Origin of the sequence: Streptomyces sp. NPDC007856, from assembly GCF_042868225.1 — a bacterium.
Taxonomy (GTDB): domain Bacteria; phylum Actinomycetota; class Actinomycetes; order Streptomycetales; family Streptomycetaceae; genus Streptomyces.
On the sequence record NZ_JBIAEC010000007.1, the window covers coordinates 383,897 to 410,158 of the forward strand.

The window sequence follows — 26,262 nt, forward strand, 5'->3', positions numbered from 1 at the left end:
ACCCAACGGCGGCGACCATCGTCCTCACGGACCCGCGACCCACCACGACCGTCAACCTGCACCAGGTGTGCGTACCCGCCGTGGCCGCGCGCCCAGTCCACCTGGCCGAGAACCCAACGGCGGCGACCATCGTCCTCACGGACCCGCGACCCACCACGACCGTCAACCTGCACCAGGTGTGCGTACCCGCCGTGGCCGCGCGCCCAGTCGACCTGGCCGAGAACCCAGCGCCGACGCCCGTCGTGGTGGCGGACCCAGCGACCGTGCCCATGCACTTCGTAGGGCACTCGATCGTTGTTCCGACCCTCGTCGTGGGCTCCGGGCAGCCGCTCAGACGGCAGGACGACCACATCCCGGTCACCGGCCGGGACAGTGGCCGCCGAGGCGGCGCCCCCTGTGGCGAGGAGTCCCGTCGCTGCGACCGCCACGGAAGCGGCCGCCATGGCGGCCCGGCGTGCAATGCCCATCCCCATGATCTTTCCTCCTTGTTGCCCCATGACCTGCACGAGCAGATCGCGATGGCTTGCCTCCTAGCAGGCACTGGCGACAGTAACCGACAGTTGGTTGAATGGTGAACTATCTCCGGAGTGAGGTACGCCATGTGCGCAAGATCGACGGTGCGGTGGTGACAGGACCGGCGGTGTACGCCGTCGATTCGTAGTCATGCCGACGAACCCCCTCCGAGGCGGGGAAGGCGGTCAGGCGCGGGTGGAGACCGCCTTGGAGTCCCGTCGTGTTGAAGGTCGTCTACGCCGGTCAGCACAGCGGCCGTCCGCCAGTTCCCGGACCTGGATCTTCCTGGGGCGCGAGTGGGTGGGGATCTGCCCGGTTCCCGCCCACCGGCAGGTACTCGTCGCGGGAGAGCAGCACCGCGTGCTGCCCGGGCTGCCACACCCCGATCTGGGCACCGGCCCCTGACGATCGGCGACCGGCCTGACCGCGGCCGCCGTCCTGCCGCCCGTCGGCGTCCTCAGGTACGGCCGGCACCGGGGTGAACGCTTCCCGGGCCCGTACCGCACGGCCAACACGAGGTCACGGGCGCCGACCCGACCCGGCGGCGACGTCTTCCGCGGCCCACGAGTCCAGGTGCAGGCCGTACAGGTCGGAAAAGGACGAGCCGGCCGGGTGGACGTCGGCACCGGCCGACAAAGCGCGAGGGCCAGGGCAGCCACGCGCCATGGAGCCTCCCTGGCCGACTTCCGTCAGCGGGGAGGGGCCGCTCAGCCCGCATCCGCCCACCCGATCTCGCACCCCCGCAGCCAGTCAGTCACCGGGGCGGAGGCTGGCTTCTTCGAGGTCGAGTTCGTGCTGGATCCGGCGCCGGGTGCCATTGCTGATCTTGTTCGCCTCGTAGAGGCGCTGGAGTTCGGCCGCCTCGATGGCGATGAGTGTCCGGCGGATCTCGCGGTAGGCGTCGGCAGGACGGGCGTCCGGGTCGCTGTAGTGGGCGTCTTCGACCTGGTGGATGCGCGCTTCCAGATGACGACGGGCCTGTTTCAGGGCGGCCTCGGCGGCGGCACCCAGATCGGCCAGCTGATCCAGATCGCCCAGCAGTTTGAGCTCGTCGAGCGCGGCGCGGGCGATGCGCCGGCGGGTCTGGGCCTCCTCGCGGGCGGTGTGCTCCGGTTCCAGAGCGATGCCGGAGCAGCGTACGACAGGAGCCAGGGTGAAGCCCTGGAAGACGAGAGTGAGCGCGACGGTCCCGGTGGTGAGCGTGAGAATGAGCGCCCGGTGCGGCAGCGGCGCCCCTGTGTGGGTGACCAGCGGGATGGCGAGCGCGGCTGCCAGCGGCATGACGCCTCGGGTGCCAGCCCAGGACAGGACGGCCGGAACGCGCCAGGAGAGGCGGTCGTCGCCCTCCCTGTGCCGGTGGTGGATCAGGGCGGACAGCGGGAAGATCCACAGCAGACGGATCGCCAGCAGAGTGAAGGCGATCACCGGCACCCACAGCGGCCAGCCGTGCTCGTCGCGCGCGAGATGGCGGACGGCCCAAGGAAGCTCGAGGCCGATCAGGGCGAAGACGACACTCTCCAGCAGGAAGGCCACGGTGTCGTAGACGGCGTGGACCTGGAGGCGGACAGGGGCGTCGCCGAGCTTGTGGCCGGTGCTGCCGAGGACGACCCCGGCCACGATGACGGCGGTCACGCCGGAGGTGTGCGACTGCTCCGCGATGACGTAGGAGGCGTAGGGAGTGACCAACGCGATGACAGTCTCCAGCATGGGGTCGTCGGTCCGTCTGCGGATCAGCGTCTCCACCGCTGCGACCGCCGCCCCGATGAGCGCTCCTCCGCCTGCGAGGATCAGGAACTGCAGGGCGGTTCCGGGCACGCTGATGGCGCTGCCGGACACCACGGTGGCCACGGCGACCTTGTACAGGACCAGTGAGGTGGCATCGTTGAACAGGCTTTCCGCCTGCACCATGGCCTGCACACGCGGTGGGAGTGACAGGCGCCGGCCGAGCGCGGTCACGGCCACGGGATCGGTGCTGGCCAGGACGGAGCCGAGGATGAACGCGGTCGCGGCGGTGAGCGGCGTGATCGCATGGGCGACGTATGCGACGGCGAGCGCCGAGGCGAGGACCAGACCGAAGACCAGGGCCGTCACGGGCCGCCACACGGTCCGCAGGTCGCGGACGGAGATTTCCCCGGCCGAGGCGTAGAGCAGCGGCGGCAGCACCAGCACGCTGATCACATGAGGCGGCAGGCGCACCTCGGGGACCCAGGGCATCAGCCCCACGACCACACCCACCACCACGAGGAGCGAGGGGGCGGGCAAACTCCAGCGGCGGGCACCGGTTGCCACCGCTGTGGCCAGGACCACCAGCAGCAGGACGACGATCAGGCCGGTCATGGAGCGTCCCCGGTGGGTTACGGCTTGTTACCCCCCTCTGGCCAGGTGCTTTGACCAACGTAACCGACGTACGGCGGTGCCGCAGCCGACGGGGAGCGACCGTCCGGTCCCCGGCGCCTTGTCCGAGCCCAGCGGTGTTACCAACGGTCCCGACCGGCGATCCGGTGCAGGGTGAGCGCGGCGCCGAAGAGTTGCACCCCGCGGGCGGTGTGCGGGTCGACGCCGGTCAACTCGGTGACACGAGCCAGGCGGTTGTCGACCGTGTTGGGGTGCACGTCAAGCGCCTGAGCCGTACGGCGCCGGTCGAAGTCGCAGTCGAGGAAGGCGGCCACGGTCGCGGTCAGGCCGGGTTGGCTGTCCAGCGGTTCCAGGAGGGCGGCCAGTTCGGGTGCGCTGTCCGTGGCTCCCGCCACGTGGTAGTCGAGCAGCACGTCCCGCAACCGGTGCACGCCGGGCTGGTCCGCGACGGCTGCGATGCGGCGTGCTCGTTCGGCCGCTGCAGGGACCTCCTTGGGGGTGCCCGCCGTCGCGGCGCCCACGATCGGCGCCGTCGGAAGACGGGAGGAGAGTCGGCCGGCGACGGCGTCGAGTGCGGTCCGGGAGGGCAACAGGACGCAGCCGCCGCATTCGTCCGGCAGGCTGAGCACGCGGCCCTCGGCCAGCGGGGCGAGCCGGGCGAGCGCCCGACGCAGCAGTCTGCGTGCCGCCAGCGGTGTGGCGGGTTCGGGGGTCCGCACACTGAGCACGAGGTAGCCGGATTCCAGGGACAGTCCGTGACGGGCGGCCACCTCCTCGGGCTCGTCGCCACGGATCAGTGCCCGGGCCAGTTCCCGTGCCGCCCCCTGCTGGCCGGCGAGGCCCGCAAGGTACGCCTCTGTGACGTTCTCGACGGTGGCCTGGAGCGCGCTGAGCTGCATCCGGGTCAACGACTGCAGTGCCGCTTCCTCTCCCGGACGGGCCAGCTCGCTCAGCGCGTCCAGCAGCACCTCGGCACCGACGTGGTATCCCCTGAGCAACTGCACCAGGGGCAGGCCCTCCTCGGCGCGTTCGGCGGCGCGTTCCCGGAACACCACGATGTCGGTGTCCGGCAGGCCTCGCACATGGCGGAGAAACCCACGGATCGCGCGGCGGGCCGTCGCCGCGATCTCCACATCCCGCATCTCGCCGGGCAGGAGATCGAAGCCGCGCACCTCGGCCCGCTGACGTTCCACGATGGCCCTGGCCAGCTGGTTGACCCGCGGTTCAAGGCGCACGGCCAGCCGGATCGCGCCCTCTCGCGCCATGTCTGGTTGTGACATGTCACAACTGTAGGCAGCGGTCAGTGGCCCGGCGGCCGATTGTTCCGGTCATGCGTTCACGGTGGCATGGGCACCATGAGCTTCTCCCTCACCGACTACGCAGACCGGGTCTGGCAAGGCGCCGTCGACGACAGCATCGTCCATACCGGACAGGCGGGCTCCGGCGTCATCGAGGTGGTCGACGGCGTCGGCTGGCACCCCGCCTTCGGCAACGTCATCACCTTCCGAACGGACAGCGAGATCATCCTGTTCGACACCGGCAACCCACTGGCCGCCGGCCGGCTCCACCAGGCCGTCCGTGCCTGGAGCCGGCTCCCGGTGACCACCGCCGTCTTCTCGCACGGTCACATCGACCATGTCTTCGGGATGGGTCCCTTCGATGCGGAGAAGGCGCCACGCCCGACCGTGCTCGCCCACGAAAAGGTCGGGGAGAGGCTCGACCGCTACGTACTGACGAATGGTTACAACACGGTCATCAACCAACGGCAGTTCCAGGTACCGGATTTGACCTGGCCGACCCAGTACCGCAGGCCCGACCTGACCTACCGGGAGGCGCTCACCCTGACGCGTGGTGAGCTGACCTTCGAACTCTTCCACGTAAAGGGCGAGACCGACGACGCGACCGTCGCCTGGATCCCCGAACACCGCATCCTGTGCCCCGGCGACATGTTCATCTGGCTGACCCCCAACTGCGGCAACCCCCAGAAGGTTCAGCGCTACCCACGCGAGTGGGCGCTCGCGCTGCGCCGCATGGCGGCCCTGGGCGCGGAGATCATGCTGCCCTCACACGGAGCACCGGTCTTCGGCGCCGACCGGATCCACCTGGCCCTCACCGAGACCGCCGAATGGCTGGAGAGCCTGGTCCAGCAGACGTTGGACGGACTCAACTCCGGTGCCCGGCTGGACGACCTGATCCACTCCGTACGCCCGCCCGCCCATCTGGCCGACCGCGTCTACCTGCAAGCCAAGTATGACGAGCCGGAGTTCATCGTGCGCAATCTGTGGCGGCGCTATGCCGGGTGGTACGACGGCAACCCTGCGCACCTCAAACCGGCTCGCGAGGGCCGACTCGCCACCGCGTTGGCGGACCTCGCGGGCGGTGCCCACGCCCTGTCGGACGCGGCCCGACGCCACGCCGACGCGGGCGAGCTGAGGGTCGCCGGCCACCTCGCGGAGTTCGCGGTACAGGCCGCCCCCGACGACGCCACGGTGCACGCCGCCCGCGCTGACATCAACGAGGCGCGTGCCGAGGCCGAGTCCTCCCTGATGGCCCAGGGCATCTTCACCTGGGCCGCCGCCGAGTCACGACAACGGTGCGGTGGCAAGCCCTGACCCGTGCATCGCCGACGACAGGCAGCACCATCGCATGGCATGGGCACCGCAACTCAACGGAGGCGCGGACGCTGACGTCCCCAGCACCACCGCCCGCGGATCGCGCACCACCGGCACTCCCCCGCGCACGACTTCTCCAGACCTAAGGAGCTCACCCATGCCCTCCGCTCGCGCGACAGTCCGTTCACGGCGCCGCAAGGCCGGTGGCCTCGCCGCCGCCATACTGCTCGGCCTGGCTTCGCCGTGGGCCTGGACGACGCCCGGACACGCCGCCGAAGACAAGCCGGCAGCAGACACATCCGCGTTCAACAGTGTTCCCCTGGACCAGATCTCCGTATCCGGGCTGCACAACGCCTACGACAAGAGCAAGTCCAAGTCGATCACCACGGGCCTGGACCTCGGAGCGCACCTGCTGGAGATCGACACCTACAGCACGTACGGCAATCCCGGCGGATGGGTCGTCAGCCATTCCGATCCCCTGGTCAACGACAACAACTGCACCTACACCACCGGATCAGGCGTCTTCAGGACCACATGGCGGAACGGCAGCCTGAGAACCTGCCTCGACGATCTCAAGGCCTGGAGTGACGCGCACCCCGGTCACGACCCCGTCTACATCAAACTCGAACTCAAATGGGGCTTCCGCTCCAACGCGGGAATGGGACCGGACCAACTGGACCGGCTGCTGGCCGAACACCTCGGTGCCGAGAACCTCTTCACCCCCGCGGACATGCTCGGGACCACCTACCCGACGCTCGACGCCGCGGCGAGGGCCGGAGCCTGGCCCACCTGGAACCGGCTCCGCGGAAAGTTCATCGTCTTTCCGATCACCGGCACCATAGAGAACAAGCTCGCGGGCTACGACCTGGACCATCTGTCCACCGAACAGGAATACGCCCAGCACCTGGCCGACCTCTCGGCAGCCGGTCGGCTCGAACAGGCCTCGATGTGGCCCGCCATGACCAGACCAAGCCCCGACGGCGACCCCCGCCTCGTCTACGACGCCGCCCTGCGTCCCTGGTTCGTCATCTTCGACACCCAAGCCACCCACTGGCTGAACGACGGTTACCCCGTGTCGTGGTACTGCCGCAGCCACTACCTCACCGTCGAAGGGGCAGCCGAAAGCGTCGTCCCCGCACTGGACGACACCGACCCCGACCCCACCGCCGCAGCCCAACGTGTCCGGTACCTCGCCCAGCAAGGCCATTCCAGCGCCACCACCTTCGACTGGATGCACACACCCGGCGCATTCACCCTCTGGTCCCGCGACTGCTGACAGGAGGCAAGCGAGGAGAGGCAGATATCGATGATCTTCGATCAGGAGCATGATGGGGCAGCAGATGCCGAGTGGAGTGAGACAAGCCGTCGCAACGCCCGCTCCGTACACACCACCGTCGGATGGATCTTCTGGGATCCGGGGGCCGTGGCGCGGTTCGAGGCCCATGGCCTCCCAGGGCCGCTCGGCTACATCGCTTCCCGTGGCGCGCCACTCGCGCCTGCCGGGGTCGAGGCACTGACCGCCGCGTTCGGCACCATCGGTTCGGTCGGCATCACCGTCACCTTCGACCTTTTGAAGGGGGACGCAGCCGCGTTCCGCGAGTTCTGGCGTCTGCGGGACGAGGCCGTCGACGAAGGCCTGCGTCGCTACGCGCCCGGCATCGTCGACCCGCTGGTGGAGATGGGGCCGACCCTGTGGTCCGCGGTCGACCGCCTCCCGAGGCTGGGTCGCGTGCTGTTCGCCGCGACCGCGTCCATGCCTCGTCCACAGAACCCGTTGCTGTCGGGCTGGCACGCTGTGAACGCGATCCGCGAATGGCGGGGGGACTCGCATTGGGCCCTGATGGCCTCGGCCGGTCTGACGTCCTCGGAGGCATCGATCGTTCACAACGAATGGCTGGGCTACAAGGATGACTGGCTGAGCAGATCCCGGGGTCAGACCGAGGAGGAGATCAACCGTGGCTGGGACATGCTGTCGCGGAAGGGACTCGCAGCAGAGCGCAGGCTCCTTCCCGCCGGTCTGCGGCTGCGTCAGCATCTGGAGGACCTCACCGACGAGCTGACGGCCCTGCCGTGGCGACTGCTCGGCATGGAATTCTCGACGGAGTTCGCGGAGCGCCTCGAACCCCCTTGTGAACTGCTGCTCGCACGCGTGGATGAAACCGCGGGACCGAACTACCAGCCCGCTTCGCGAGTGCGGGACCGATACCGAGACCGTGGGATTTGCCACAATTCCCTCCCTTCAAGACGGATGAATGCATAAAGGTGGCTTTTTGAGCCCGGTTGCACTCCTCCGTAACCAGCTCAGGGATTCACGATCAGTGGCATGGGAGAAGCGTTTGATCACGGCACCTAAGCGACGCACCGCGCTGATGGCTACCGCCGGCGTACTCGGCGGGGTACTCGCACTCACGGCCCTCGGCGGGACCAGCAACGCTGCCACCAGCGGAAACGGCGCCGGGGATCACCCGAAACCGCAGGCGCGGGCAGGTCAGGCGGGCGCCCAGGACGCTTCCGACGCCCGGATAGAGATCACTCCCGGGCAAGGTGCCCACAACATCGGGATCAACAGCCCCGTAGAAGTCGCTGTCAGCAACGGCAAGCTCACCAAGGTGACCATGACCGCCGTCGCGACCGGTACCGAGATTCCGGGCACCCTGGCCGCGGACGGCACGTCCTGGAAGCCGAACGGCCGGCTGGAGCGTGCCACCAGATACCAGGTCGCCGCGGAGGCCGAGGACGCCAAGGGCCGCCCCGTCACCGGGAACGCCACGATCACCACGGTCTCCCCGGCCAACGGCTTCCTCGGGCACCTCTCCCCCGAGGACCGCTCGACCGTTGGTGTGGGCATGCCGGTGACGGTCGGCTTCGACAAGGCGATCAGCGACAAGGCCGCCGTACAGTCGGAGATCCACGTCAGCTCCAGCAGCGGGCAGCGGGTCGTCGGCCACTGGCTCAACGACGACCGCCTGGACTTCCGCCCCGAGAACTACTGGAAGCCCGGCTCCACCGTCACCGTCAGGCTCACCCACCACCGCATCCGGAAGACGGTCACGTTCAAGATCGGCCGGAGCCAGATCAGCACCGTCGACGCCAGGACGAAGCAGATGACCGTCGTGCGGGACGGCAAGACGATCAGGACCGTCCCGATCTCGTCCGGCAGCCCCGAGCACCCGACGTACAACGGTCAGATGGTCATCTCCGAGAAGTACCGGCAGATCCATATGAACGGTGCGAGCGTCGGCCTCAAGAAGAAGGACGGCAAGCCAGCGTACGACATCAAGGACGTACCGCACGCCATGCGCCTGACCGACTCGGGCACGTTCATCCACGGCAACTACTGGGGTGCCGACTCGGTCTTCGGCAAGGTCAACACCAGCCACGGCTGCGTGGGCCTGAAAGACGTCCAGGGCGGCGGCGACGGCAAGCAGCCCGCCGCGTGGTTCTTCGACAACTCGATGATCGGAGACGTCGTGATCGTCAAGAACTCCGCGGACAAGACCACCTTGGCCCCGGACAACGGCCTCAGCGACTGGAACATGCCGTGGACCGAGTGGGTCTCGGGCAGCACGGCCCACTGACACCACATCACTCCACGCATACACCTGAATCCCTTCCGCCAGGCGGCGGCCGACACCATGTCGGCCGCCGCCTGCGGCGTCAAGGCGCTCGAACGGCTGAACCATCGAGGCGGTCCGGACGCCGGTGACGGGACACCGAACGAACTCAGAACCAGCTCACCGGCCGGCCACCGTCGCCTGACGCGCGGCCGGGGCCGCCCCATGGCTGCCGTTGGTGCTGAGCGCGCGCAGGATCTCCTCGACGCTTTGCTTGGCGTCGCCGAAGAGCATGTTGCTGTTCTCGCGGAAGAACAGCGGGTTCTGCACGCCCGCGTAGCCGGAGGCCATGGAGCGCTTGAAGACGATGACCTGCTCCGCCTCCCAGACCCGCAGCACCGGCATGCCGGCGATCGGGCTGCCCGGGTCCTCGGTCGCGGCCGGGTTGACGGTGTCGTTGGCGCCGATGACCAGCACGACCGAGGTGTCGGCGAAGTCGTCGTTGATCTCGTCCATCTCCAGGACGATGTCGTACGGCACCTTCGCCTCGGCCAGCAGCACGTTCATGTGCCCGGGCAGGCGCCCGGCGACGGGGTGGACGCCGAAGCGGACCTCGACGCCCCGCTCGCGCAGCCGGCGCGTCAGCTCCGCGACCGGGTGCTGGGCCTGGGCCACGGCCATGCCGTAGCCGGGGGTGATGATCACTGAGCGGGCCTGCGCGAGCATCTCGGCCGCCTCCGCGGCCCGCACCTCGCGGTGCTCGCCCTGCTCCTCGCCCCCGCCCGTGGGGGCTTCGATGCCGAAACCGCCCGCGATGACGGAGATGAAGGACCGGTTCATCGCCTTGCACATGATGTAGGACAGGTAAGCGCCGGAGGAACCCACGAGCGCGCCCGTGACGATGAGCAGGTTGTTGTCGAGCAGGAAGCCGGCCGCGGCCGCCGCCCAGCCCGAGTAGCTGTTCAGCATGGAGACGACGACGGGCATGTCGCCGCCGCCGATCGAGGCGACCAGGTGCCAGCCGAGGGCCAGCGCCAGCGCGGTGACCGCGATCATCAGTAGCAGGTCCGGGCTGATCGTGAACCAGACGGTCAGCGCGACGAAAGCGCCGAGCGCGCCGAGGTTCAGCGCGTTCTTGCCCGGCAGCATCAGCGGACGGGACTCGATGCGCGCCGAGAGCTTCAGGAACGCGACGATCGAGCCGGTGAAGGTGACCGCGCCGATGAAGATGCCGATGAACACCTCGGCATGGTGGATGCCCAGCAGGTCGGCGCCGATCCGGGTCTGCGCCGTGCCGTGCGCCTCCACCTCCAGGTAGCTGTTCCAGCCCACCAGCACCGCGGCAAGGCCGACGAAGCTGTGCAGCACCGCGATCAGTTCCGGCATCTGCGTCATCTCGACGCGTCGCGACCGCCACAGGCCGATCGCCGCGCCGAGCGCCATGGCCAGCACGATCAGGGCCACCGCCCCGGCGGTGATGCTCTGCGCCGCCACCACGACCGTGGCGACCAGTGCGAGGACCATTCCTGCGATGCCGTAGACGACGCCGGCGCGGGAGGTGCGGTGCTGGGACAGGCCGGCCAGGCTGAGGATGAACAACAGGGCGGCGACCAGGTCGGCAGCGTGGGAGGCCGTCTGTGAGGTCATCTCGGCTCAGCCTTTCGAGAACATGGACAGCATGCGGCGGGTCACGGCGAAGCCTCCGAAGACGTTCACGCTCGTCAGCAGGATCGCCACGAAGGACAACGCGGTGACGATCCGGTTCTCGTGCCCGATCTGCAACAGGGCGCCGATCACTACGATCCCGGAGATCGCGTTGGTCACCGACATCAGCGGCGTGTGCAGCGCGTGGTGCACCTTGCCGATGACGTAGTAGCCGATCACCACCGCCAGGGCGAACACCGTAAAGTTTCCCGCGAGTTGGGCGGGGGCGAAGGCGACCAGCAGGAACATGGCGAGCATGCCGAGCCCGATGAGGCCGAAGCGTCCCGCAGGCGTCAGCCTCGGCTGCTTCGGCTCGGGGTCGGCAAGCGTGGTCTCCGGCTGTGCGGCGGGCGCGGCCGAGACCGCCACGGGCGGGGGCGGCCAGGTGACATCGCCGTCGCGCACCACGGTCACCGCCCGCTGTACGACGTCGTCGAAGTCGATCGCCAGCCGCCCGTCCTTGCCGGGGGTGAGCAGCTTCAGCAGGTTCACCAGGTTGGTGCCGAACAGCTGCGAGGCCTGGGCGGGCAGCCGGGAGGCCAGGTCGGTGTAGCCGACGATGGTGACGCCGTTGTCGGTGACGACCGCACGCCCGGGCACGGTGCCCTCGACGTTGCCGCCCTGGGCGGCGGCCATGTCCACGATGACGCTGCCCGGCTTCATGACCGCCACGTCCCGGGCCGTCAGCAGGCGCGGCGCCGGCCGGCCCGGGATCAGCGCGGTGGTGATCACGATGTCCACCTCCGCTGCCTGCTCGTGGTAGAGCTCGGCGGCGGCACGGTCGTAGTCGGCCGAGGTCGCCTTGGCGTAGCCGTCGGTGCTCGCCTCCTGGGCGACGTGCACCGGGAGGTACTCGCCGCCCAGCGACTTCACCTGATCCGCGACCTCGGGCCGCGGGTCGGTCGCCCGCACGATCGCGCCGAGGCTCGACGCCGCACCGATCGCCGCCAGACCGGCCACGCCCGCGCCGGCGACCAGCACCTTCGCCGGTGGCACCTTGCCCGCCGCGGTGACCTGGCCGGTGAAGAACCGGCCGAAGACGTGCGCGGCCTCGATCACCGCACGGTACCCGGCGATGTTCGCCATCGACGACAGAACGTCCATCGACTGAGCGCGCGAGATGCGCGGCACCGCATCCAGCGCCAGAGCGGTCACCCCGGCATCGGCGAGTGTCCGAAGCAGTTCGGGCCCTTGTGCCGGCGCCAGCAGGGCGACCACTGTCGTGCCCTGCCGGAGCCGGGTGATCTCCGCGTCGGAGGGGGAGTTCACCTTCAGGACGACATCCGCGTCCCAGGCCTCGCCGATCTCCGCGCCGGCATCGAGGTAGGCCTGGTCACTGAAGCCGGACGCCGCGCCGGCCTCGGACTCCACCACGACCTCGTAGCCGAGAGCCAGCAGCTGACGTACGGTCGCCGGCGTCGCCGCGACACGCGTCTCACCGGAGACGGACTCGGCCACCACGCCGACGCGCTGGGGTGGGTGGTGCGCAGGTTCTTGTGCAGACATTTCTCGTGTTCTCTCCTGGGAGGAGGGCTTGACGGGCTATCCGCGATCAAAAGGCGTCCACAGGGTTCGTCCTCGTGGACGCCGGTCGTGGGAACCTACCCGTCGGGGTCGCCCGTGCCTACGGTCATGGCCGTGGTGTGTTTCACTCGGCGGTCGCTGCGCCGCCGTTCGCCCGCAGCGTACGCAGGAGGTACTCGGTGACTCGGCCCACCCAGTCACGCACGAACGGGGCACGGCATCCGAGGGGATTCGACGACACGGTCGTGATCGCGTACGGGCGACTGCGGTCACCAGGCCCTTCCGGCCGGCCGGGGGGCGTGCGGCGGGGACGCCGATGTGCTTGACCGGGGGTCGCCGGCCTCGTGGCGCGGGCGCTCGTCCGTAGCGCGGTCGGCCGCCTCGGCCGCCGCGCCGAAAAAGTCACCGCCCTTGCGCTTGGAGTCGTCCGTGCCCCACGCGCGGTCCCCGCCTGCCGGCACCTTCCGAAGATGCGGGATGTGCTTGGCGCAGTGGATGTACGCCTCCTCCACCGTGACCTCCACCCACAGCCGGGCCCGGCGGCCGGGCGCGGGGTCGACCGGCAGGCCCGGGCGTTCGCGGCGCATCTCTTCGTCGGAGAGGACACGGGCCCTGCCATTGACGTGGAGGCCGATCCGGTCCCGAAGGAAGTCGATCATGAGAATGCCGACGTGTGGATTCTCCTGGATGTTGCCGAGGCTGGCGAGGACGCCGTTGCCGCGGTACTCGGGGTAGGCCAGCGTCCTGTCGTCGAAGACCTGGACGAAGCCGGGAGGGCCGGCCCGGAAGGTGTTGTCGCACTCCCCGTGGCGGTCGGAGGTGGCAAGGAAGAACATCTCCTGACGCGCCGCGAACTCCCGCATCCGCGGATTGAGCCGGTCGAGCACCTGCTCGTCGTAGAACCTGTCGGCACGTTCCGTGGTGCCCATGCGCTCCTGGAGCCCGTGCTCGCCGTCACTGCCCGGGCGGTCGGGGTGGGAGGAGCGCCGGACGCGGCGGGCGTCTGGTACGTGGAGCCGCTGGTGCTGGATCGGAGCGCCGTCGCCGTCACGGACCGGGCCGGCGCCATAGGCCCCGGACGGGGCGGCCCTTTCGCCGTCATGCCCGGCCTGCGGCGGCCCGGTGTCCACGTCCGGGCGCACCGCAGACCTCCCCTCGGGACCTGACTCCGTCCCATCACGCCGCCCCGGGACAGGTTGCGGGACAGGCTCTCGGCCTAGGTCCTCGTTCCGGTCCCGGCCGGGGTGCCCGTCCAGGTTCAGGTGACCGTCCACGTTCCTCTGTGTCTCCTTCAGGCGCTGGTGCCGTGGCCGGGCGTGGCCGCGACCAGTCATACGACGGAGTCGTGCTGTGACCGCCGGGAGGGACACCGATCCGCGCAAGGGCGCCGGCGCCGCCGTGCGTCGGGGCCGAGGGTCCGGAGGGACAGCGTCACGGCGATGCCACGGACCGAACCGTCCCACACCACCGGGCAGTTCACCGTCCGTCCCCCTCGCCCCGCCAGCGGCCCCGCCTACGCCATGGCCGCCCATGTCGGCCGGTGTGGGAGTCGAGGCCCCGGTTCACCCGGTGTGCAGCCTGTCGCTCCATGCCACCTCCGCGGACAGACAGCCGGAATTCCGAGTCACCTGGGCCGAGTTTCCGCCCCGGGCTGACACATGCTCACGTTCAACAGGACACGACCGCCTGGCCGAGCCGGTCTCAGACCATACCCGGCGGGGATGGATGCACAAGGGGCCGCTCCCCGGCGCATCCGCAAACCCCCGGTTCATGCCGCACTGTCCGCAGCCGGGAAGATCACGGTTCCCTGCGGTCGGTCACCAATCGCCGCAATCGCCCTACCGGAGGCCGGGGAGAACTGCTCGGGTGCTGCCGGTCCGTCCCCCAGGCCGGGGTGAACCGGCGCTTGTTTCCGTCCGGACGACCAGCCTCGGCACACGCCGGTTCCCTCACGGACCGCGCCCGACAGGTCGCCGTGAGTGAGGAGTGACCGCGAGGACAGGGGGCGGCACCCTGGAGGAAGAGATGTGACGGCGGGAGAGGAGGTGTGATGCGAACCAGCGACGAGATCTATCACCGGGTCCGCTGGGACCCGCGGTTCGCCCCGGCCCGGTTCGTGCTGGGGATCAGCCAGCGCGGGGGTGCCTGCAAACGCATCGCGCTGCCTTCCTTCGTGCCCGGGGGCGACATCCCTTGGCACCGGGTGATGTTCATCGAGGCGGACGGCGAGGTGATCTGGGACCGGGCCACGAGGGTGGACCGCATCGACGCGTCGGATGCCGGCCGGGTGCGGAACCCGCAGGCGGACCCGAGCTTCGGCAGGGGAGAACCCGTCGGTGTCCTCGGCTTGTCCCCGACGGCTCGCACGGCGGTGGCCTGGATCCCGCCGGCGGAGCTGTGGCCGCCGATCCAGGACATCCGCCGGGATTACGATCCGCAGATCCACCGCTGGCCGCCGCACGTCAATCTCCTCTTCGGCTTCGTGCCGGAATCCGACTTCGAGCGGGCCGCCCCGCTGCTCGCCGCGGCGACGGCCGACACGCCGGTCTTCACCGCCCGGCTGGAGGGGGTACGGACCTTCCAGCAGAGGGCGTACTTCACCGTGTGGCTCGACCCGACGGCCAACGGCACTGCGCCGTGGGCGGACCTGCACCGCGTACTGCAGCGGCGGTTCCCGCGCTGCCATGGGCTCGCCAGGAACTTCACCCCACACCTGCCCCTGGGACGGACCCGGGATCCGCGGCGAGTCAGCGCCGACTGCGCCACCCGGCTCGAGGCCATGACGGCGACAGTCTGGGAACTCGTCCTGCTCTCGCGCAGGGGTCACGGACCGATGCAGCCACGGGCCACGGTCGCCCTGCGCACGGGCGAGGTACGCCGGCTGACCGCACCCGGCCTCGAAGCGCCTGGCCCGGAGGAGACGGCATGGCTCACCGCGATCACCGACAGGTGAGGCCGCAGCCAGGCGGGGGCCATGCGAACTCTCTTGCTGTGGCGCGCACTCCGAGCGCCTGGGGCAGTGACGGGGACGCCCGCTCCGACAGCAACGACATCGACGCCGGTGGTTCTCACGTCCCCGGAGCCAGCACCATCGGGCAACTGGACAGTGTCACGCCGGCGGACTCGCGGGACGAGGGGCCGTTGAAGCTTTGCGGTCCTGGGGGTGGCAGAGCGCCGGAGGATCTCCGCGCGCGGCTCACCCTCGCGCGATCGTCCGCTGTGCGGCTTCGGTCAGCGTGGTCGCAGTGTGTACCGCGCTGGCGATGGCGTCGTCGGGGGCGAGGCCGCACAGGTCGGTGAGGGAGAAGAGGGCTTCTGCGCTGACGACCACGGCGAGGTCGCGCTTGAGCTGGGCGAGGGCTTCCGGATCCGTCGCCCCCAGCGTCTCCTCCAGGGGCAGGAGCGCGTGGTCGATCAGCCCGAATCGAATACCTGGCCTGGCGGTCGCCGCCTCGGGGCGGGTGATGGTGGCCGCGATCATGGCGCGCACCGCTCCCTGCCGCAGGAGTATGCCGCGCAACAGGAACTCGCAGGCGAAGGCGACCCGTTCGACCGGGTCGGCGGAGTCCGCGACCGGCGCGAGCGCCTCGGCGGGGGGCGGCCAGGCGCCGGCCAGGGCCTCGCTGATCAGCGAGGGGAGGTCGGGGAAGTAGCGGTAGGCGGTGGCCTCGGAGACCAGGGCCGCGCGCGCGATCGCGGGCATGGTCACCTCGCCGCCCGTGCCGATGAGTTCGCGGGCGGCTTCGAGGATCGCCGTACGCGTGCGCTTCTTCTGATTGCTGCGGCCGGTGCCCGTGTCTGCCTGCGTCGTCGCCACCCCGGTACGTCCCCTTTCGCGTCCGTTTCCTGTCCGACCATCTGCCGCCACCTTATCACTGTCCGCCCTCATCGTGAGAGTTCACTTGCATGACGAGGCAGCACCCTCTACGCTCCTTCGTGAGAGCTGACTCTCACGAAGGAGATGGCGATGACCGAGGTTTCCGTGGTCGGCCCGGACGACGGCGAGACGATCCGTCTGGGACCGGCACAGATCCGCATCCTTGAGGACGGCAGCACCACCGGACACCGGCTCGGCATCGGCGAGATCACCCTCGCCCCGCACGCCGAAGGGCCCCCGCAGCACCGCCACGCCCAGCACGACGAAGGCTTCTACGTGGTCTCCGGCACCGTGCACTTCACCGTCGGGGACACGACCCACGTCGCACCGGCCGGCACCCTCGCGATGATCCCGCCCGGCGCCCCGCACACCTTCGCCAACCACGGCGACGAGCCGGCGGTGATGCTCAACACCTTCACCCCTGACCTGTACGTGCAGTACTTCCGCGACCTGCTGGACATGATCGCCGGCGGCCAGGAGCTCAGCCCACAGGCGACCGTCCAGGTGATGAGCCGGTACGCCACCGTGCCGGCGACCGACTACGCGTGACAACCCGCGTCAGTAACCCCCGTTGCCAGAAACCGACTTGGAGACTTCCATGACCAGCACCGCCCGCACGATCACCCTAACCCTCGACTCCGGCGACGTCGACCTGAGCTTCACCGTCGACGAGCGGGGCGAGGGCCGTCCCTTCCTGCTCCTGCACGGCGGCGGTGGCCCACAGACCGTCATGGGGTTCGCCGCGCTCCTCGCCGGGCAACGGCCGGCGCGGGTCATCACCCCGGTCCACCCCGGCTTCGGCGGCACCGCCCGGCCCGACTGGCTCACCGACGTGCCCACCCTCGCCCAGATCTACGTACGGCTGCTGGACGAACTCGGCCTGGAGGACGTCACCGTCGTCGGCAACTCCATAGGCGGCTGGATCGCCGCCGAAATCGCCCTGCTCGGCAGTGACCGGATCAGCAGCGTCGTCCTCGTCAACGCCGCCGGCATCCAGGTCCCCGGCCACCCGGTCGCCGACCCCTTCACCCTGACGCCCGCCGAACTGTCCGCCCTCTCCTTCCACGACGCCGAGAGGTTCCGCATCGACCCCAGCACGTTCTCCGACGAGCAGCGCGCCGTCGCCTCCGCCAACCGCGCCGCCCTGCAGGTCTATTCGGGCCCCCACGCCATGGCCGACCCCACCCTGCGCGAACGCCTGGCCAAAGTAAGCTCCCCGGTCCTCGTCGCGTGGGGCGAGAGCGACCAGGTCGTCGACACCGAGTACGGACGTGCGTACGCAGCCGCCGTCCCCGGCGCCGAGTTCCAACTCCTCCCCCGCACCGGTCACATGCCCCAGATCGAGACCCCCGGACAACTCCTCCCCGTGATCTGGGACTTCGCCGTCACCCACGCCACCCACCGGCTCACCGACTGAGCGCGGGAGCCCACGTGCCCGATCCCGTACAGGGACGACGCCGGCTCGTCCTGGCCGTCTGCTGCCTGAGCGTGCTGCTGGTCAGTCTCGACGTCACCGTCCTCAACGTCGCGCTTCCCTCGATGCAGCGGTCCCTGCAGTCGTCCGTCTCCGGCCTGCAGTGGACGCTCGACGCGTACACCATCGTCCTGGCCTCGCTGCTGACCCTGGCCGGAGCCACCGCCGACCGCATCGGGCGGCGGCGCGTCTTCCTGCTCGGTCTCGTGCTGTTCACCGGCGGGTCCGCCCTGTGCAGTGTGGCGCCCACGACGGGCCGGCTCGTCGTCTTCCGCATGGTGCAGGCGGTGGGCGGCAGCATGCTCACCCCCGTCGCCATGGCCATCCTCACCAACACCTTCACCGCACCGCGGGAGCGGGCACGGGCCATCGGCGTCTGGGGCGCAGTGGTCGGCCTGAGCATGGCGGCCGGGCCGGTTCTGGGGGGCGTACTGGTGGAGTCGGCAGGGTGGCGGTCGGTGTTCTGGCTGAACGTGCCGATCGGGCTGGCCGCGCTGGCGCTCGCCGCGCTGTTCGTCCCGGAGTCCCGCGCACCGGCGGCCCGACGCACCGATCCCGTGGGCCAGTTGCTGGTGATCATCCTGCTCGGCACGCTGACGTACGCCGTCATCGAGGCGCCCGGCGAGGGCTGGACCGCGCCGCCCATCGTGGCCTGCCTGATCGTGGCAGCGGGCGCGCTGGCCGCCTTCGTACCGTACGAGAACCGGCGCGCCGAACCGCTGATCGAGCCGCGGCTCTTCTGCAGCGCACCTTTCAGCGGGGCCACCGCGACAGCGGTCCTCGCCTTCGGCGCGCTCGGTGGTTTCCTGTTCGCCAATACCCTCTATCTGCAACGGGTGGTGGGACTGAGCGCCCTGGGCACCGGGCTGCACCTGCTGCCGATGGCGGTGCTGTCGCTGGTGTGCCCGCCGCTGTCCGGGCGGATCGTGGGCAGCCGCGGTCCGCGGATTCCCCTGGTGCTCGCGGGGGCCAACATCGCCGCCAGCGGCGCTCTGGCCGTCGCCGTCACCCGCTCCGCCCACCCCTCGGACATCCTGCTGTACGTCACGTACGCGCTGTTCGGTCTCGGCTTCGGCTTCGTCAACGCGCCGATCACCTACACGGCGGTGTCCGGCATGCCGCGCGCCCAGGCCGGAGTCGCCGCCGCGGTCGCCGCGACCAGCCGTCAGGTCGGATCCTCGCTCGGCATCGCGGTGATCGGCGCCGCGGTCGCCTCCGGCGCGCGGCCCACGGCCTGGTGGATCATCACCGGGTGCGGGGCGGCCATCCTGGCACTGGGCACCATCACCACCGGCCGCTGGGCGGCCGCCACCGCCGAACGCGCCGCCGCCCCGCCGGGGCCCAACCCGCCGCGCGCCACGGCGGACACCGCGGACGCCACGGGCTGACCGCCGGCGGGGCCTGATCCGCGGGCTGTCGAGGTCCACATCACGACCCGGCGCAACGTTCAGTACTGCTCGGTCTCCATGAAACCCGTGTTCCCGTTGTCGTCCGCATCGAAGGCAGCGGCGGTCGGGTCGAATCCGGGCGGGCTGTCCTTGAGGGCCAGGCCCAGGCCGGCCAGCTTCGCCTTGACCTCGTCGATGGACTTCGCACCGAAGTTGCGGATGTCCAGCAGGTCGGCCTCCGAGCGGGCCAGGAGCTCGCCCACCGAGTGGACGCCCTCACGCTTGAGGCAGTTGTAGGAGCGGACCGTGAGCTCCAGCTCCTCGATCGGCAGCGCGAGGTCGGCGGCCAGGGCAGCGTCCGTGGGGGACGGGCCCATGTCGATGCCCTCGGCGTCGATGTTCAGCTCGCGGGCGAGACCGAACAGCTCGACCAGGGTCTTACCGGCCGACGCCATGGCGTCACGCGGACGCATCGCCTGCTTGGTCTCGACGTCGACGATCAGCTTGTCGAAGTCGGTCCGCTGCTCGACACGCGTGGCCTCGACCTTGTACGTGACCTTGAGCACCGGCGAGTAGATCGAGTCGACCGGGATACGCCCGATCTCCTGGCCCACCTGCTTGTTCTGCACGGCGGAGACATAGCCGCGGCCACGTTCGACCGTCAGCTCCATCTCCAGCTTGCCCTTGCCGTTGAGCGTGGCGAGGACGAGGTCGGGGTTGTGCACCTCGACACCGGCCGGTGGCGCGATGTCCGCGGCGGTGACCAGACCCGGGCCCTGCTTGCGCAGGTACATCACGACCGGCTCGTCGTGCTCCGAGGAGACGACCAGCTGCTTGATGTTGAGGATCAGGTCGGTGACGTCCTCCTTGACGCCCGGCACGGTGGTGAACTCGTGCAGGACGCCGTCGATGCGGATGCTGGTGACAGCAGAGCCGGGGATCGACGACAGGAGGGTACGGCGGAGGGAGTTGCCGAGGGTGTAGCCGAAGCCCGGCTCCAGCGGCTCGATCACGAACCGGGAGCGGAACTCGTCGACGACCTCTTCGGTCAACGAGGGACGCTGAGCAATCAGCACGAGGTATTGCCTCCAGTGTTTGGCGCCCGCTATCTGACGCCGTGGTCCCCGAAGGGTACGTGTGGTGCGGCCTCCTGCGAAGGAGACCCGCCCGTCTGCAGGCCGGCGCGTCGGCAGGGTCAGCTCTCAGTACCGGCCGGTACGGTCCTGCCCATGGCTGAGAGACCGCCCACGAGTTGGCGGCAGGGCACAGCCGAGGAAGCCGAAGAGCTTGCCGCCGGCACCCTGTGCCCGAGTGCGCCTGAAACCGACGAGCGGGAGGAGCTGTGCGACTGCATCGACGCGTCGCTCGCTGAGCACGGCGTCGATGTCGTTGCACTGACCGCCCGCCACGGTCTGGACGGGTACCAGCTCACCGACAAGTGGCGGAAGTGGTAGGGCCGCTCTCCACAGCGGGGAGTCGCGGCGAGGGCAGCCGAGCCTGGCGAGGACTTCCGGGCCTCCGCCATCCAACGAGATCGCCCGCTTACTGGGCGCTTCTCAGGGGTCGCAGAGCAGCGGCGCCGGCCCGCACCATCGCGGACACCGATGACCCTGCCCATTGGACGAGGTCACGCGGCAAGCCGGTGTCTAGTTCGATGGTCACCCGCACGTATCGGGTGTGCAGCTGAGTGACCTTGACGGGACGCGGTGCGACGGCGTCCGGTCCGCGGTGCAATGCGGCTCGGTAGGTGTCCTTGCGCTGATTCATGCCTTGTCCTGTCGCTTGATGAGTTCGTCTGCGAGGTTCATGTACGCCGTGCCTTTGACCTGCACCGGACTTCCGAATGACTGGGCGTACAAGTCGAGCCGCGGAATGTGGGTGGACAACACGTCGAACCCCCGCTCGGTGAGAGCTTCGCGGGCGTCGGCGTCGGGACCCGTACGCGTGGCGTCGGCCCGATTCGTTCGGTTCAGCAGAACGGCGGCACGGGCCGGCTGGACGCGCAAGGACTGTACGTCGCCCATCTCGCCACCGATGGGCGCCATCCGATCCAGCTCGATGGGTGCTGGGGTCACCGGCACGATCCATTCGCTCGCGTACCTCATGATGCTGCGGGCGATGTGCGCGTGGTCCTCCAGCTGCGGAGCGTCGAACACGACGGCCCGCCGGTCTCCCAAGAAGTCGTTCACGCGCCGGTGCACATCGCCCACTGGCAGAGCGACCACAGGAAACGGGAAGCCACCTGCCAATTCGCTCCAGCGCAGCGCGGAGGAAGCGGGGTCACTGTCGACCAGTAGCGGTGGGATACCCGACTCGTGCAGTGCGTGGGCCAACCAGACTGCGCTGGTCGTCTTCCCCACCCCGGGCTTCAGGTTCACAAAGGCATAGCTCAGCGACACACGAGTCAACGTATGGTCGCGAGCGGCTGTCGGCCCTCGACTCGGGGCACACAGGGCCACCGTTCACCCTGCGGCGCCGGTGAATCATTCGTATGGTCCAGTACGGAAATCGCAAGGCCCGAGGCGGCCTGGTCTGGCTTGGCCTGCTGCGCGACTATTCCGAAGCGGTACGGTCCGCGCCCGAAACACGAGGCGGGGTTGCGGCCTCCGCCGACGAGAACTAGCGTCGAAAAGAGAGATCGAGTACGTGCCGCCGCTCATCTGCGGCACGATGTGCGTGCGCAGAGCGCAGCCCAGTGAACACCGGGTGTCGTCGCTGACTTGCCGCGCCAACCCCGCATTATGCACATGGGCGCGCTGCAAACATTCCCAGAACGCGGCAGAAGACCCTCGTGATCCGAGGGAGTGACATCATGCGCAGACTCATCGTCCCGGCAGTTGCGGCGGCAGTCGCGGCCTCAGCCCTGGTCACACCCACCGCCGTGGCCACCGAACTGTCGGGGTCGCCTCCTCCCGTCAGCCACCACATCACCCAGACGCGTCCAACTGCGTCCCGCTTGCCTATGACTTGGGTTGAGGGGCCGACTTTTTCATCGGAATCCCTCTGCTATGCCTACGGGTATGCCTATGGGTTGGTGTACCGGCATTGGTGGTGCATTGACAACGGCGACGACACCTACACGTACTGGTATCGGACTGAAGATCAGACCGGATGGACCGGATGGCGGTCACCTTGATCGTCAGCGCAGCGGGCCGACGTGGCGTCAGTTCCTCACGGTGTACCGGCCGATGGCATCATCGCCTGCTACTTCCTCCATATCGACCTGGTGTGCGCACGGCCGTGATGAAGCCGGTGCCGGAAGGGTTGGCTGTCGGCCGGCCGTAGTGCGCCGCGACGGTGTCGAGTGGATGGGCCTCCGTGCTCCAGCAGTGGTCGTCGAGCCACTCGGCGGTGCCGGCGCCCAGGCCGCCCTTCCACAGCGAGGTGATGTGGGCGAGGGACGGGTCGTCGAGAACGGTTTGTCCGCTGCGTCCTCGCTCCAGGGCCAGTCGGCTGGCGGGTGCCGACAGTTCGCCGACGGTGCGCAGCAGCGCGGCCGCCTCGTCGGCGGTGAGGTAGACGAGCAGGCCCTCCACGAGCCAGGCGGTCGGTCGGTCGGGGTCGAAGCCGGCATCGACCAGCCGGTCGGCCCAGGTGGTGCTCAGCAGGTCCGCGGGCACGGCGGTGCGGTCGCAGCGTGGGTCCGCGGACTCCGTTGCCAGCACGCGGTGCTTGAACTCGAGGACCGGCGGCAGGTCGAGCTCGTACAAGCGGGTCCCAGCCGGCCAGGGGAGCCGGTAGGCACGGGTGTCCAGTCCGGCTGCGAGCAGAACCACCTGATCGCAGCCGGACTGGAGGAGCTGGTCGTCGTAGAAGCGAGTCCGGATCACCGTCTGGAACTTCAGCGCGGCCGCCAGCGGACCGACACGTTGCCGCGGTCGCAAAGGCTCTCCCGAGGCGGCCAGGAAGGCCGCGGCGTACGGATCGTCGAACAAGGCGTTACCGGCTGCGCTCTCGTGAGCCCGGACCCGGGCCACGGCCAGCGCCGTCTTCGACACGGCGCTCAACGGTTGCCAGTGCGTCATGACGCCCGACATTACATCGGCAGCGCTGCGTCGGAACTGCCGCCGCCGGTGCGGTCGGTGCGGAACACGCCTCCCGGCTGGAGCAGTTCGAGGTGTTCGCCCACCGGGCACGCCGCCCGGAGTCCCTGGTGCACCGAGGCATCGGCCTGCTGGACGACCTGGAGTGGCAAAGGGACGCGCCCACGGCACCGCGGCGTGCTACGACGTACTTCCCGAGCCCGCCTGGACCGCACTGACGCTCAGGAGGCCGACCGTCCCGGCGCAGGCCGTCGAGTTGTAGGCGACGTAGCTCGGAGTCGTCTGGCCCGGCGGGTAGACCTGCAGGTACTGCGCGCCCGTCGGGTGGCACTGCGTCGTGGGGTAGTTGCCGGCGTCTGTGATCCGCAGCAGCGCGTTGCCCGTGGCCCCCGGTGCCAGCGTCACCAGCGCGCGAGGGGCCGTGGTGTTCCGTGTGGCGGCCGGGCCGATCTGGCGCACGGGGCTGCCGCCGGCGAGCGACACCCCGGGGTAGCCGTACAGGGTGCAGGTGGTCTGGGAGATGTTGGTGAAGTCGATCACCTGGTAGACGCTGCCGGCCGTACCTTGGCTGATACCTGGTCTGGCGTGCAGATCACGGGTGGCGCAGGCAGCGGTGTGCTTGTGCGTCGTCCCGGCTGACGGCGCCTGGACGCTGGTGACCGTACCGCCGGATCGAGCCGTGTCGGCCGCGGCCGGCGGTGTCGCCGCCGGCGCCGTCGTGGCCGACGCCGCCGTGGCCGACGCTCCAGAAGCCGTCACTGCAGCGGTACCAACGGAGGAGGAGGACGAGCCTGCGCTGCAGCCGGTAGCGAGCACCGCGACGCAGGTGAGCGCGGTGGCCGGGAATACTCGCCGGAGCGTGAGTGAGGATGACATCGAGGTTGCCCTTCTGCTGCGCAAAGCGGCCCATTGGCCGTGTGACACTCATGACGCCGCAGGTGCCGCGCCGGTTGTACCGGACGCGTACCAGCAACTTCACAGTTATGCATCCGCAGACCGTCCCGCACCTGACCACAGCGCGGACTACGCGGGCCAAGGCGGGGCTTCGCTCACCGGCCGGCGGTGTCCGCCTGTCGCCCGGCGTTCTGGTCAAGCGGTGGTCTTCGACTGCGACTCGACACCAGTGTCTCGTGTGTGCAGGATCAAGGATCTCCTCGCGCCCAGCGCGATCACGGATTTCCAGGATCTGTTGCGCTTGAACGGCATCTCGAAGAACCGGGAAAACAGCCACGCCCCAAATACCGCAACCGGCAGACCCAGGACAAGAGTGAACCCGAACACGGAAAGTCGGGACGACACAAAGTGCGGGGCTGTTCGGCGAATCACGGCCAGGACGATCGGAAGATGGATCAGGTAGAGACTGTAGGAGAAGCCACCGAGGCTGCGAACGGGTCGCGCCGTCAGGAGCCGCACAAGGATGGCGGATCTGCCGGTGGCAACCGCGGCAAGCAGCATCGTCATGGCGGGAGAGATGGCGAGGTCCATCCAGAAGTAGTGGTTCACCGTCCAAACAGAACCCTGGATGAAGCCGAGTGCCAGGACAGGCAAGGCGGCCAGGGCGGCAAAGCATCCCCATGGCAGGCGTTGAACTCTGTCCGACGCAGCGACGACTCCCGCGCCTACCACTCCTGCGACGAACACGGGAGCGAGCTGCGGAGCGAGCCAGTTGTCGCCCTCCACGGGGGATGCGTCAGTCGCCGTCAGCCCACGGACGATCACCGGAAGCGTCACACACACGACGAGGACGATCGCGCCCCACCGCCGCCGAACGAACAGGAGAAGAGGAAAAAGGAGATAGAGTTCGGCCTCCACCCCGATCGACCAGAATGCGCCGTTGGGTGTCGGGGCGGTGACCATGTCCTGTGCGACGGTGCCGTACACAAGGATTGAGGCACCGGTAGGTGGCCCGAAGTGCGATGCCGGTACCACGAGCCACGAAATGACCAGACTCATGGCCAGTGCTGCCCAGTAGGGAGGCAGGATGCGCCAGGCGCGTCGGCGCAGGAATCGGGTGACGCCGTCCGACCGCCAACCGTGGTGTGCCGGGGAGATTGCCAGGGAGAAGCCGGACAGCACCAGAAAGAAGACGACGGCGAGGCGCCCGAACATCAGTCCGTCCAGCCACGGAGGCGCCGAACTGTGGGGGTAGCCCGGGAAGGTGTACAACCAGCAGTGGAACAGAACCACATACAGTGCCGCCAGGCCGCGGAGGCCGTCCAGGCCGAGCACTTGCCGACGGACATGTGCTCCGCTCGCCCTCTTCTCCTGGCCGGCTGGGGCGGCTGAGTCGAGAGCACTGCTGACCGGACGACTCGAGTGCACTGAAATCGTTCAACCCTTCTTCCGGACACCGTCTGCCGCACGCCCCTACGGCTCGATGGTCACTGCGCGATGCGTCCACGGTGACCGGTACGTAGCCTCCGGCTGAGTGGTTCAAGCGCCGCCGACCACACGGCCGTCGCGGTGGCGGCTGGGGGCCCTTGCGGTTGCGCAGCCGGCCCAGGCCAGGATTGCCGTCAGCCCGTCATGGTGGATTTCTGGCCGGTCGGGGTGACGGCGTACCACTGCATGCCCTTGCCCTGGCCGTTCATCTGCCCGGCCTTGGTGTCGCCCATGTACCGGTACAGCGGCCAGCCGCCGAGGGTGACCTGTTTCATGCCGTTGCGGTGAACCGTGCCGAGCAGGCTGTTCTTCACACCCATGGTCCGTACGGAGCCCTGCACCATGACGGGCATCCACGTCTTCGTGCACTCACCGGCACACGTCCACTTGGAGGGAGTCGCCTGGTCCTTGTCGTAGCGGTAGAGCGTCATCCCCTTGTCGTCGGTGACCACACTGCCCATCCCCTTCACCGCCTTGGCCATCAGCATGGTGGTCGTGGCCATGTGCCCACTGCCGGAGTCGCCGCTGTCCGCAGGTGCGGAGGTGGCCGGTGCGGAGCTCGCGGGATCCGACGCAGCCGTGGCGACAGGTGTGGCATTGCCGGAGTTCATGCTGGAGGCGTTGTCGTCTGAAGAGCCGCATGCCGCGAGCAGGAACGCGGACACGAGACCTGCGGCCGAGGCGAGGACGATGCGTTGCGGGATCACGAAGTTGCCCTTCGTCGGGAAATCGCCGTCTGCTTCCTCCCTCACTACGTCGGACAACTCCCGCCCTCTCAAACCGCTGATGTCACATGACGGAGTCTTGACCATCGACCGGACTCGGTCAGCCGCGGC

At 69.2% G+C, this 26,262-nt stretch carries 22 protein-coding genes and 1 pseudogene; 10 read left to right on the forward strand and 13 right to left on the reverse strand.

Going from position 1 to position 26,262, the window contains the following annotated elements; translation table 11 throughout:
• Positions 1-575, forward strand: a 575-nt coding sequence (locus ACFYOH_RS19760; protein WP_388627115.1) for a hypothetical protein, incomplete at its 5' end; no start/stop codon positions are given.
• Between the two features lie 688 nt (positions 576-1,263).
• Here the strand turns inward: ACFYOH_RS19760 and ACFYOH_RS19765 are convergent.
• A complete protein-coding gene (locus ACFYOH_RS19765) occupies positions 1,264-2,850 on the reverse strand; it encodes a Na+/H+ antiporter (RefSeq protein WP_388627117.1) in 1,587 nt (528 codons plus the stop codon).
• Positions 2,851-2,987: 137 nt separating this feature from the next.
• Positions 2,988-4,148, reverse strand: a complete 1,161-nt coding sequence (locus ACFYOH_RS19770) for a PucR family transcriptional regulator (RefSeq protein ID WP_388627119.1) — start codon at positions 4,146-4,148, stop codon at positions 2,988-2,990.
• A 75-nt stretch (positions 4,149-4,223) separates the two neighbouring features.
• On the opposite strand from ACFYOH_RS19770, the gene ACFYOH_RS19775 reads away from it, so the two are divergent.
• The 4 genes from ACFYOH_RS19775 to ACFYOH_RS19790 all read left to right on the forward strand — a co-directional run bounded on the left by ACFYOH_RS19775 (position 4,224) and on the right by ACFYOH_RS19790 (position 9,058).
• A complete protein-coding gene (locus tag ACFYOH_RS19775) occupies positions 4,224-5,480 on the forward strand; it encodes an alkyl sulfatase dimerization domain-containing protein (RefSeq protein WP_388627121.1) in 1,257 nt (418 codons plus the stop codon).
• Positions 5,481-5,637: 157 nt separating this feature from the next.
• A complete protein-coding gene (locus ACFYOH_RS19780) occupies positions 5,638-6,756 on the forward strand; it encodes a Ca2+-dependent phosphoinositide-specific phospholipase C (protein ID WP_388627123.1) in 1,119 nt (372 codons plus the stop codon).
• A gap of 30 nt (positions 6,757-6,786) precedes the next feature.
• Positions 6,787-7,740: a hypothetical protein gene (locus ACFYOH_RS19785; protein ID WP_388627125.1), complete on the forward strand. Its 954-nt coding sequence runs from the start codon at positions 6,787-6,789 to the stop codon at positions 7,738-7,740.
• Positions 7,741-7,816: 76 nt separating this feature from the next.
• Positions 7,817-9,058, forward strand: coding sequence for an Ig-like domain-containing protein (locus tag ACFYOH_RS19790; protein WP_388627126.1), 1,242 nt, complete (start codon positions 7,817-7,819; stop codon positions 9,056-9,058).
• 156 nt (positions 9,059-9,214) lie between these two features.
• Here ACFYOH_RS19790 and pntB read toward each other — a convergent pair whose 3' ends face one another.
• The 3 genes and pseudogenes from pntB to ACFYOH_RS19805 form a co-directional block, all read right to left on the reverse strand.
• A complete protein-coding gene (gene pntB, locus ACFYOH_RS19795) occupies positions 9,215-10,681 on the reverse strand; it encodes a Re/Si-specific NAD(P)(+) transhydrogenase subunit beta (protein WP_388627128.1) in 1,467 nt (488 codons plus the stop codon).
• A gap of 6 nt (positions 10,682-10,687) precedes the next feature.
• Positions 10,688-12,244, reverse strand: coding sequence for a Re/Si-specific NAD(P)(+) transhydrogenase subunit alpha (locus ACFYOH_RS19800; RefSeq protein ID WP_388627130.1), 1,557 nt, complete (start codon positions 12,242-12,244; stop codon positions 10,688-10,690).
• A gap of 386 nt (positions 12,245-12,630) precedes the next feature.
• A pseudogene (locus tag ACFYOH_RS19805) lies at positions 12,631-13,191 on the reverse strand (pyridoxamine 5'-phosphate oxidase family protein); the annotation flags it as partial.
• 1,121 nt (positions 13,192-14,312) lie between these two features.
• On the opposite strand from ACFYOH_RS19805, the gene ACFYOH_RS19810 reads away from it, so the two are divergent.
• Positions 14,313-15,215, forward strand: a complete 903-nt coding sequence (locus tag ACFYOH_RS19810; protein ID WP_388627132.1) for an RNA repair domain-containing protein — start codon at positions 14,313-14,315, stop codon at positions 15,213-15,215.
• A gap of 243 nt (positions 15,216-15,458) precedes the next feature.
• Here ACFYOH_RS19810 and ACFYOH_RS19815 read toward each other — a convergent pair whose 3' ends face one another.
• The gene (locus ACFYOH_RS19815; protein WP_388627133.1) at positions 15,459-16,079 is read right to left on the reverse strand and encodes a TetR/AcrR family transcriptional regulator; all 621 of its coding nucleotides are present in this window, start codon (positions 16,077-16,079) and stop codon (positions 15,459-15,461) included.
• Positions 16,080-16,229: 150 nt separating this feature from the next.
• Here ACFYOH_RS19815 and ACFYOH_RS19820 point away from each other — a divergent pair, with 150 nt between their 5' ends.
• The 3 genes from ACFYOH_RS19820 to ACFYOH_RS19830 are packed head-to-tail and all read left to right on the forward strand — an operon-like array spanning position 16,230 to position 19,001.
• Complete coding sequence (locus tag ACFYOH_RS19820; protein WP_388627134.1) at positions 16,230-16,688, forward strand: cupin domain-containing protein; 459 nt, start codon at positions 16,230-16,232, stop codon at positions 16,686-16,688.
• Between the two features lie 49 nt (positions 16,689-16,737).
• Positions 16,738-17,556 (forward strand): alpha/beta fold hydrolase, encoded by an 819-nt coding sequence (locus ACFYOH_RS19825; RefSeq protein ID WP_388627135.1) that lies wholly within the window; start codon positions 16,738-16,740, stop codon positions 17,554-17,556.
• A 14-nt stretch (positions 17,557-17,570) separates the two neighbouring features.
• Positions 17,571-19,001, forward strand: coding sequence for a DHA2 family efflux MFS transporter permease subunit (locus ACFYOH_RS19830; RefSeq protein WP_388627137.1), 1,431 nt, complete (start codon positions 17,571-17,573; stop codon positions 18,999-19,001).
• 59 nt (positions 19,002-19,060) lie between these two features.
• Here the strand turns inward: ACFYOH_RS19830 and ACFYOH_RS19835 are convergent, their stop codons facing one another.
• The gene (locus ACFYOH_RS19835; protein WP_388627139.1) at positions 19,061-20,077 is read right to left on the reverse strand and encodes a DNA-directed RNA polymerase subunit alpha; all 1,017 of its coding nucleotides are present in this window, start codon (positions 20,075-20,077) and stop codon (positions 19,061-19,063) included.
• A gap of 153 nt (positions 20,078-20,230) precedes the next feature.
• Here ACFYOH_RS19835 and ACFYOH_RS19840 point away from each other — a divergent pair, with 153 nt between their 5' ends.
• On the forward strand, positions 20,231-20,455 hold the full coding sequence (locus ACFYOH_RS19840; protein ID WP_388627141.1) for a hypothetical protein: 225 nt from the start codon (positions 20,231-20,233) through the stop codon (positions 20,453-20,455).
• Between the two features lie 309 nt (positions 20,456-20,764).
• Here the strand turns inward: ACFYOH_RS19840 and ACFYOH_RS19845 are convergent, their stop codons facing one another.
• The 6 genes from ACFYOH_RS19845 to ACFYOH_RS19870 form a co-directional block, all read right to left on the reverse strand.
• Positions 20,765-21,400 carry an AAA family ATPase gene (locus ACFYOH_RS19845; RefSeq protein WP_388627143.1) on the reverse strand — a complete coding sequence of 212 codons (636 nt, stop codon included), beginning with the start codon at positions 21,398-21,400 and terminating at the stop codon, positions 20,765-20,767.
• A 795-nt stretch (positions 21,401-22,195) separates the two neighbouring features.
• Positions 22,196-23,026 (reverse strand): SAM-dependent methyltransferase, encoded by an 831-nt coding sequence (locus ACFYOH_RS19850; RefSeq protein ID WP_388627144.1) that lies wholly within the window; start codon positions 23,024-23,026, stop codon positions 22,196-22,198.
• Between the two features lie 11 nt (positions 23,027-23,037).
• Complete coding sequence (locus ACFYOH_RS19855; RefSeq protein ID WP_388627146.1) at positions 23,038-23,196, reverse strand: hypothetical protein; 159 nt, start codon at positions 23,194-23,196, stop codon at positions 23,038-23,040.
• A 28-nt stretch (positions 23,197-23,224) separates the two neighbouring features.
• Positions 23,225-23,803, reverse strand: a complete 579-nt coding sequence (locus ACFYOH_RS19860; RefSeq protein ID WP_388627147.1) for a DUF4232 domain-containing protein — start codon at positions 23,801-23,803, stop codon at positions 23,225-23,227.
• A 330-nt stretch (positions 23,804-24,133) separates the two neighbouring features.
• On the reverse strand, positions 24,134-25,273 hold the full coding sequence (locus tag ACFYOH_RS19865) for an acyltransferase family protein (RefSeq protein ID WP_388627149.1): 1,140 nt from the start codon (positions 25,271-25,273) through the stop codon (positions 24,134-24,136).
• A 287-nt stretch (positions 25,274-25,560) separates the two neighbouring features.
• Positions 25,561-26,178 (reverse strand): hypothetical protein, encoded by a 618-nt coding sequence (locus ACFYOH_RS19870; protein ID WP_388627150.1) that lies wholly within the window; start codon positions 26,176-26,178, stop codon positions 25,561-25,563.
• Positions 26,179-26,262 lie beyond the last annotated feature (84 nt).

Excerpts from the sequence above, each read along its gene's own strand:
- ACFYOH_RS19765 (WP_388627117.1), bottom strand. The coding sequence starts at position 2,850 with ATGACCGGCCTGATCGTCGTCCTGCTGCTGGTGGTCCTGGCCACAGCG.
- ACFYOH_RS19770 (WP_388627119.1), bottom strand. The coding sequence starts at position 4,148 with ATGTCACAACCAGACATGGCGCGAGAGGGCGCGATCCGGCTGGCCGTG.
- ACFYOH_RS19775 (WP_388627121.1), top strand. The coding sequence starts at position 4,224 with ATGAGCTTCTCCCTCACCGACTACGCAGACCGGGTCTGGCAAGGCGCC.
- ACFYOH_RS19780 (WP_388627123.1), top strand. The coding sequence starts at position 5,638 with ATGCCCTCCGCTCGCGCGACAGTCCGTTCACGGCGCCGCAAGGCCGGT.
- ACFYOH_RS19785 (WP_388627125.1), top strand. The coding sequence starts at position 6,787 with ATGATCTTCGATCAGGAGCATGATGGGGCAGCAGATGCCGAGTGGAGT.
- pntB (WP_388627128.1), bottom strand. The coding sequence starts at position 10,681 with ATGACCTCACAGACGGCCTCCCACGCTGCCGACCTGGTCGCCGCCCTG.
- ACFYOH_RS19800 (WP_388627130.1), bottom strand. The coding sequence starts at position 12,244 with ATGTCTGCACAAGAACCTGCGCACCACCCACCCCAGCGCGTCGGCGTG.
- ACFYOH_RS19810 (WP_388627132.1), top strand. The coding sequence starts at position 14,313 with ATGCGAACCAGCGACGAGATCTATCACCGGGTCCGCTGGGACCCGCGG.
- ACFYOH_RS19820 (WP_388627134.1), top strand. The coding sequence starts at position 16,230 with ATGACCGAGGTTTCCGTGGTCGGCCCGGACGACGGCGAGACGATCCGT.
- ACFYOH_RS19825 (WP_388627135.1), top strand. The coding sequence starts at position 16,738 with ATGACCAGCACCGCCCGCACGATCACCCTAACCCTCGACTCCGGCGAC.
- ACFYOH_RS19840 (WP_388627141.1), top strand. The coding sequence starts at position 20,231 with ATGGCTGAGAGACCGCCCACGAGTTGGCGGCAGGGCACAGCCGAGGAA.
- ACFYOH_RS19850 (WP_388627144.1), bottom strand. The coding sequence starts at position 23,026 with ATGACGCACTGGCAACCGTTGAGCGCCGTGTCGAAGACGGCGCTGGCC.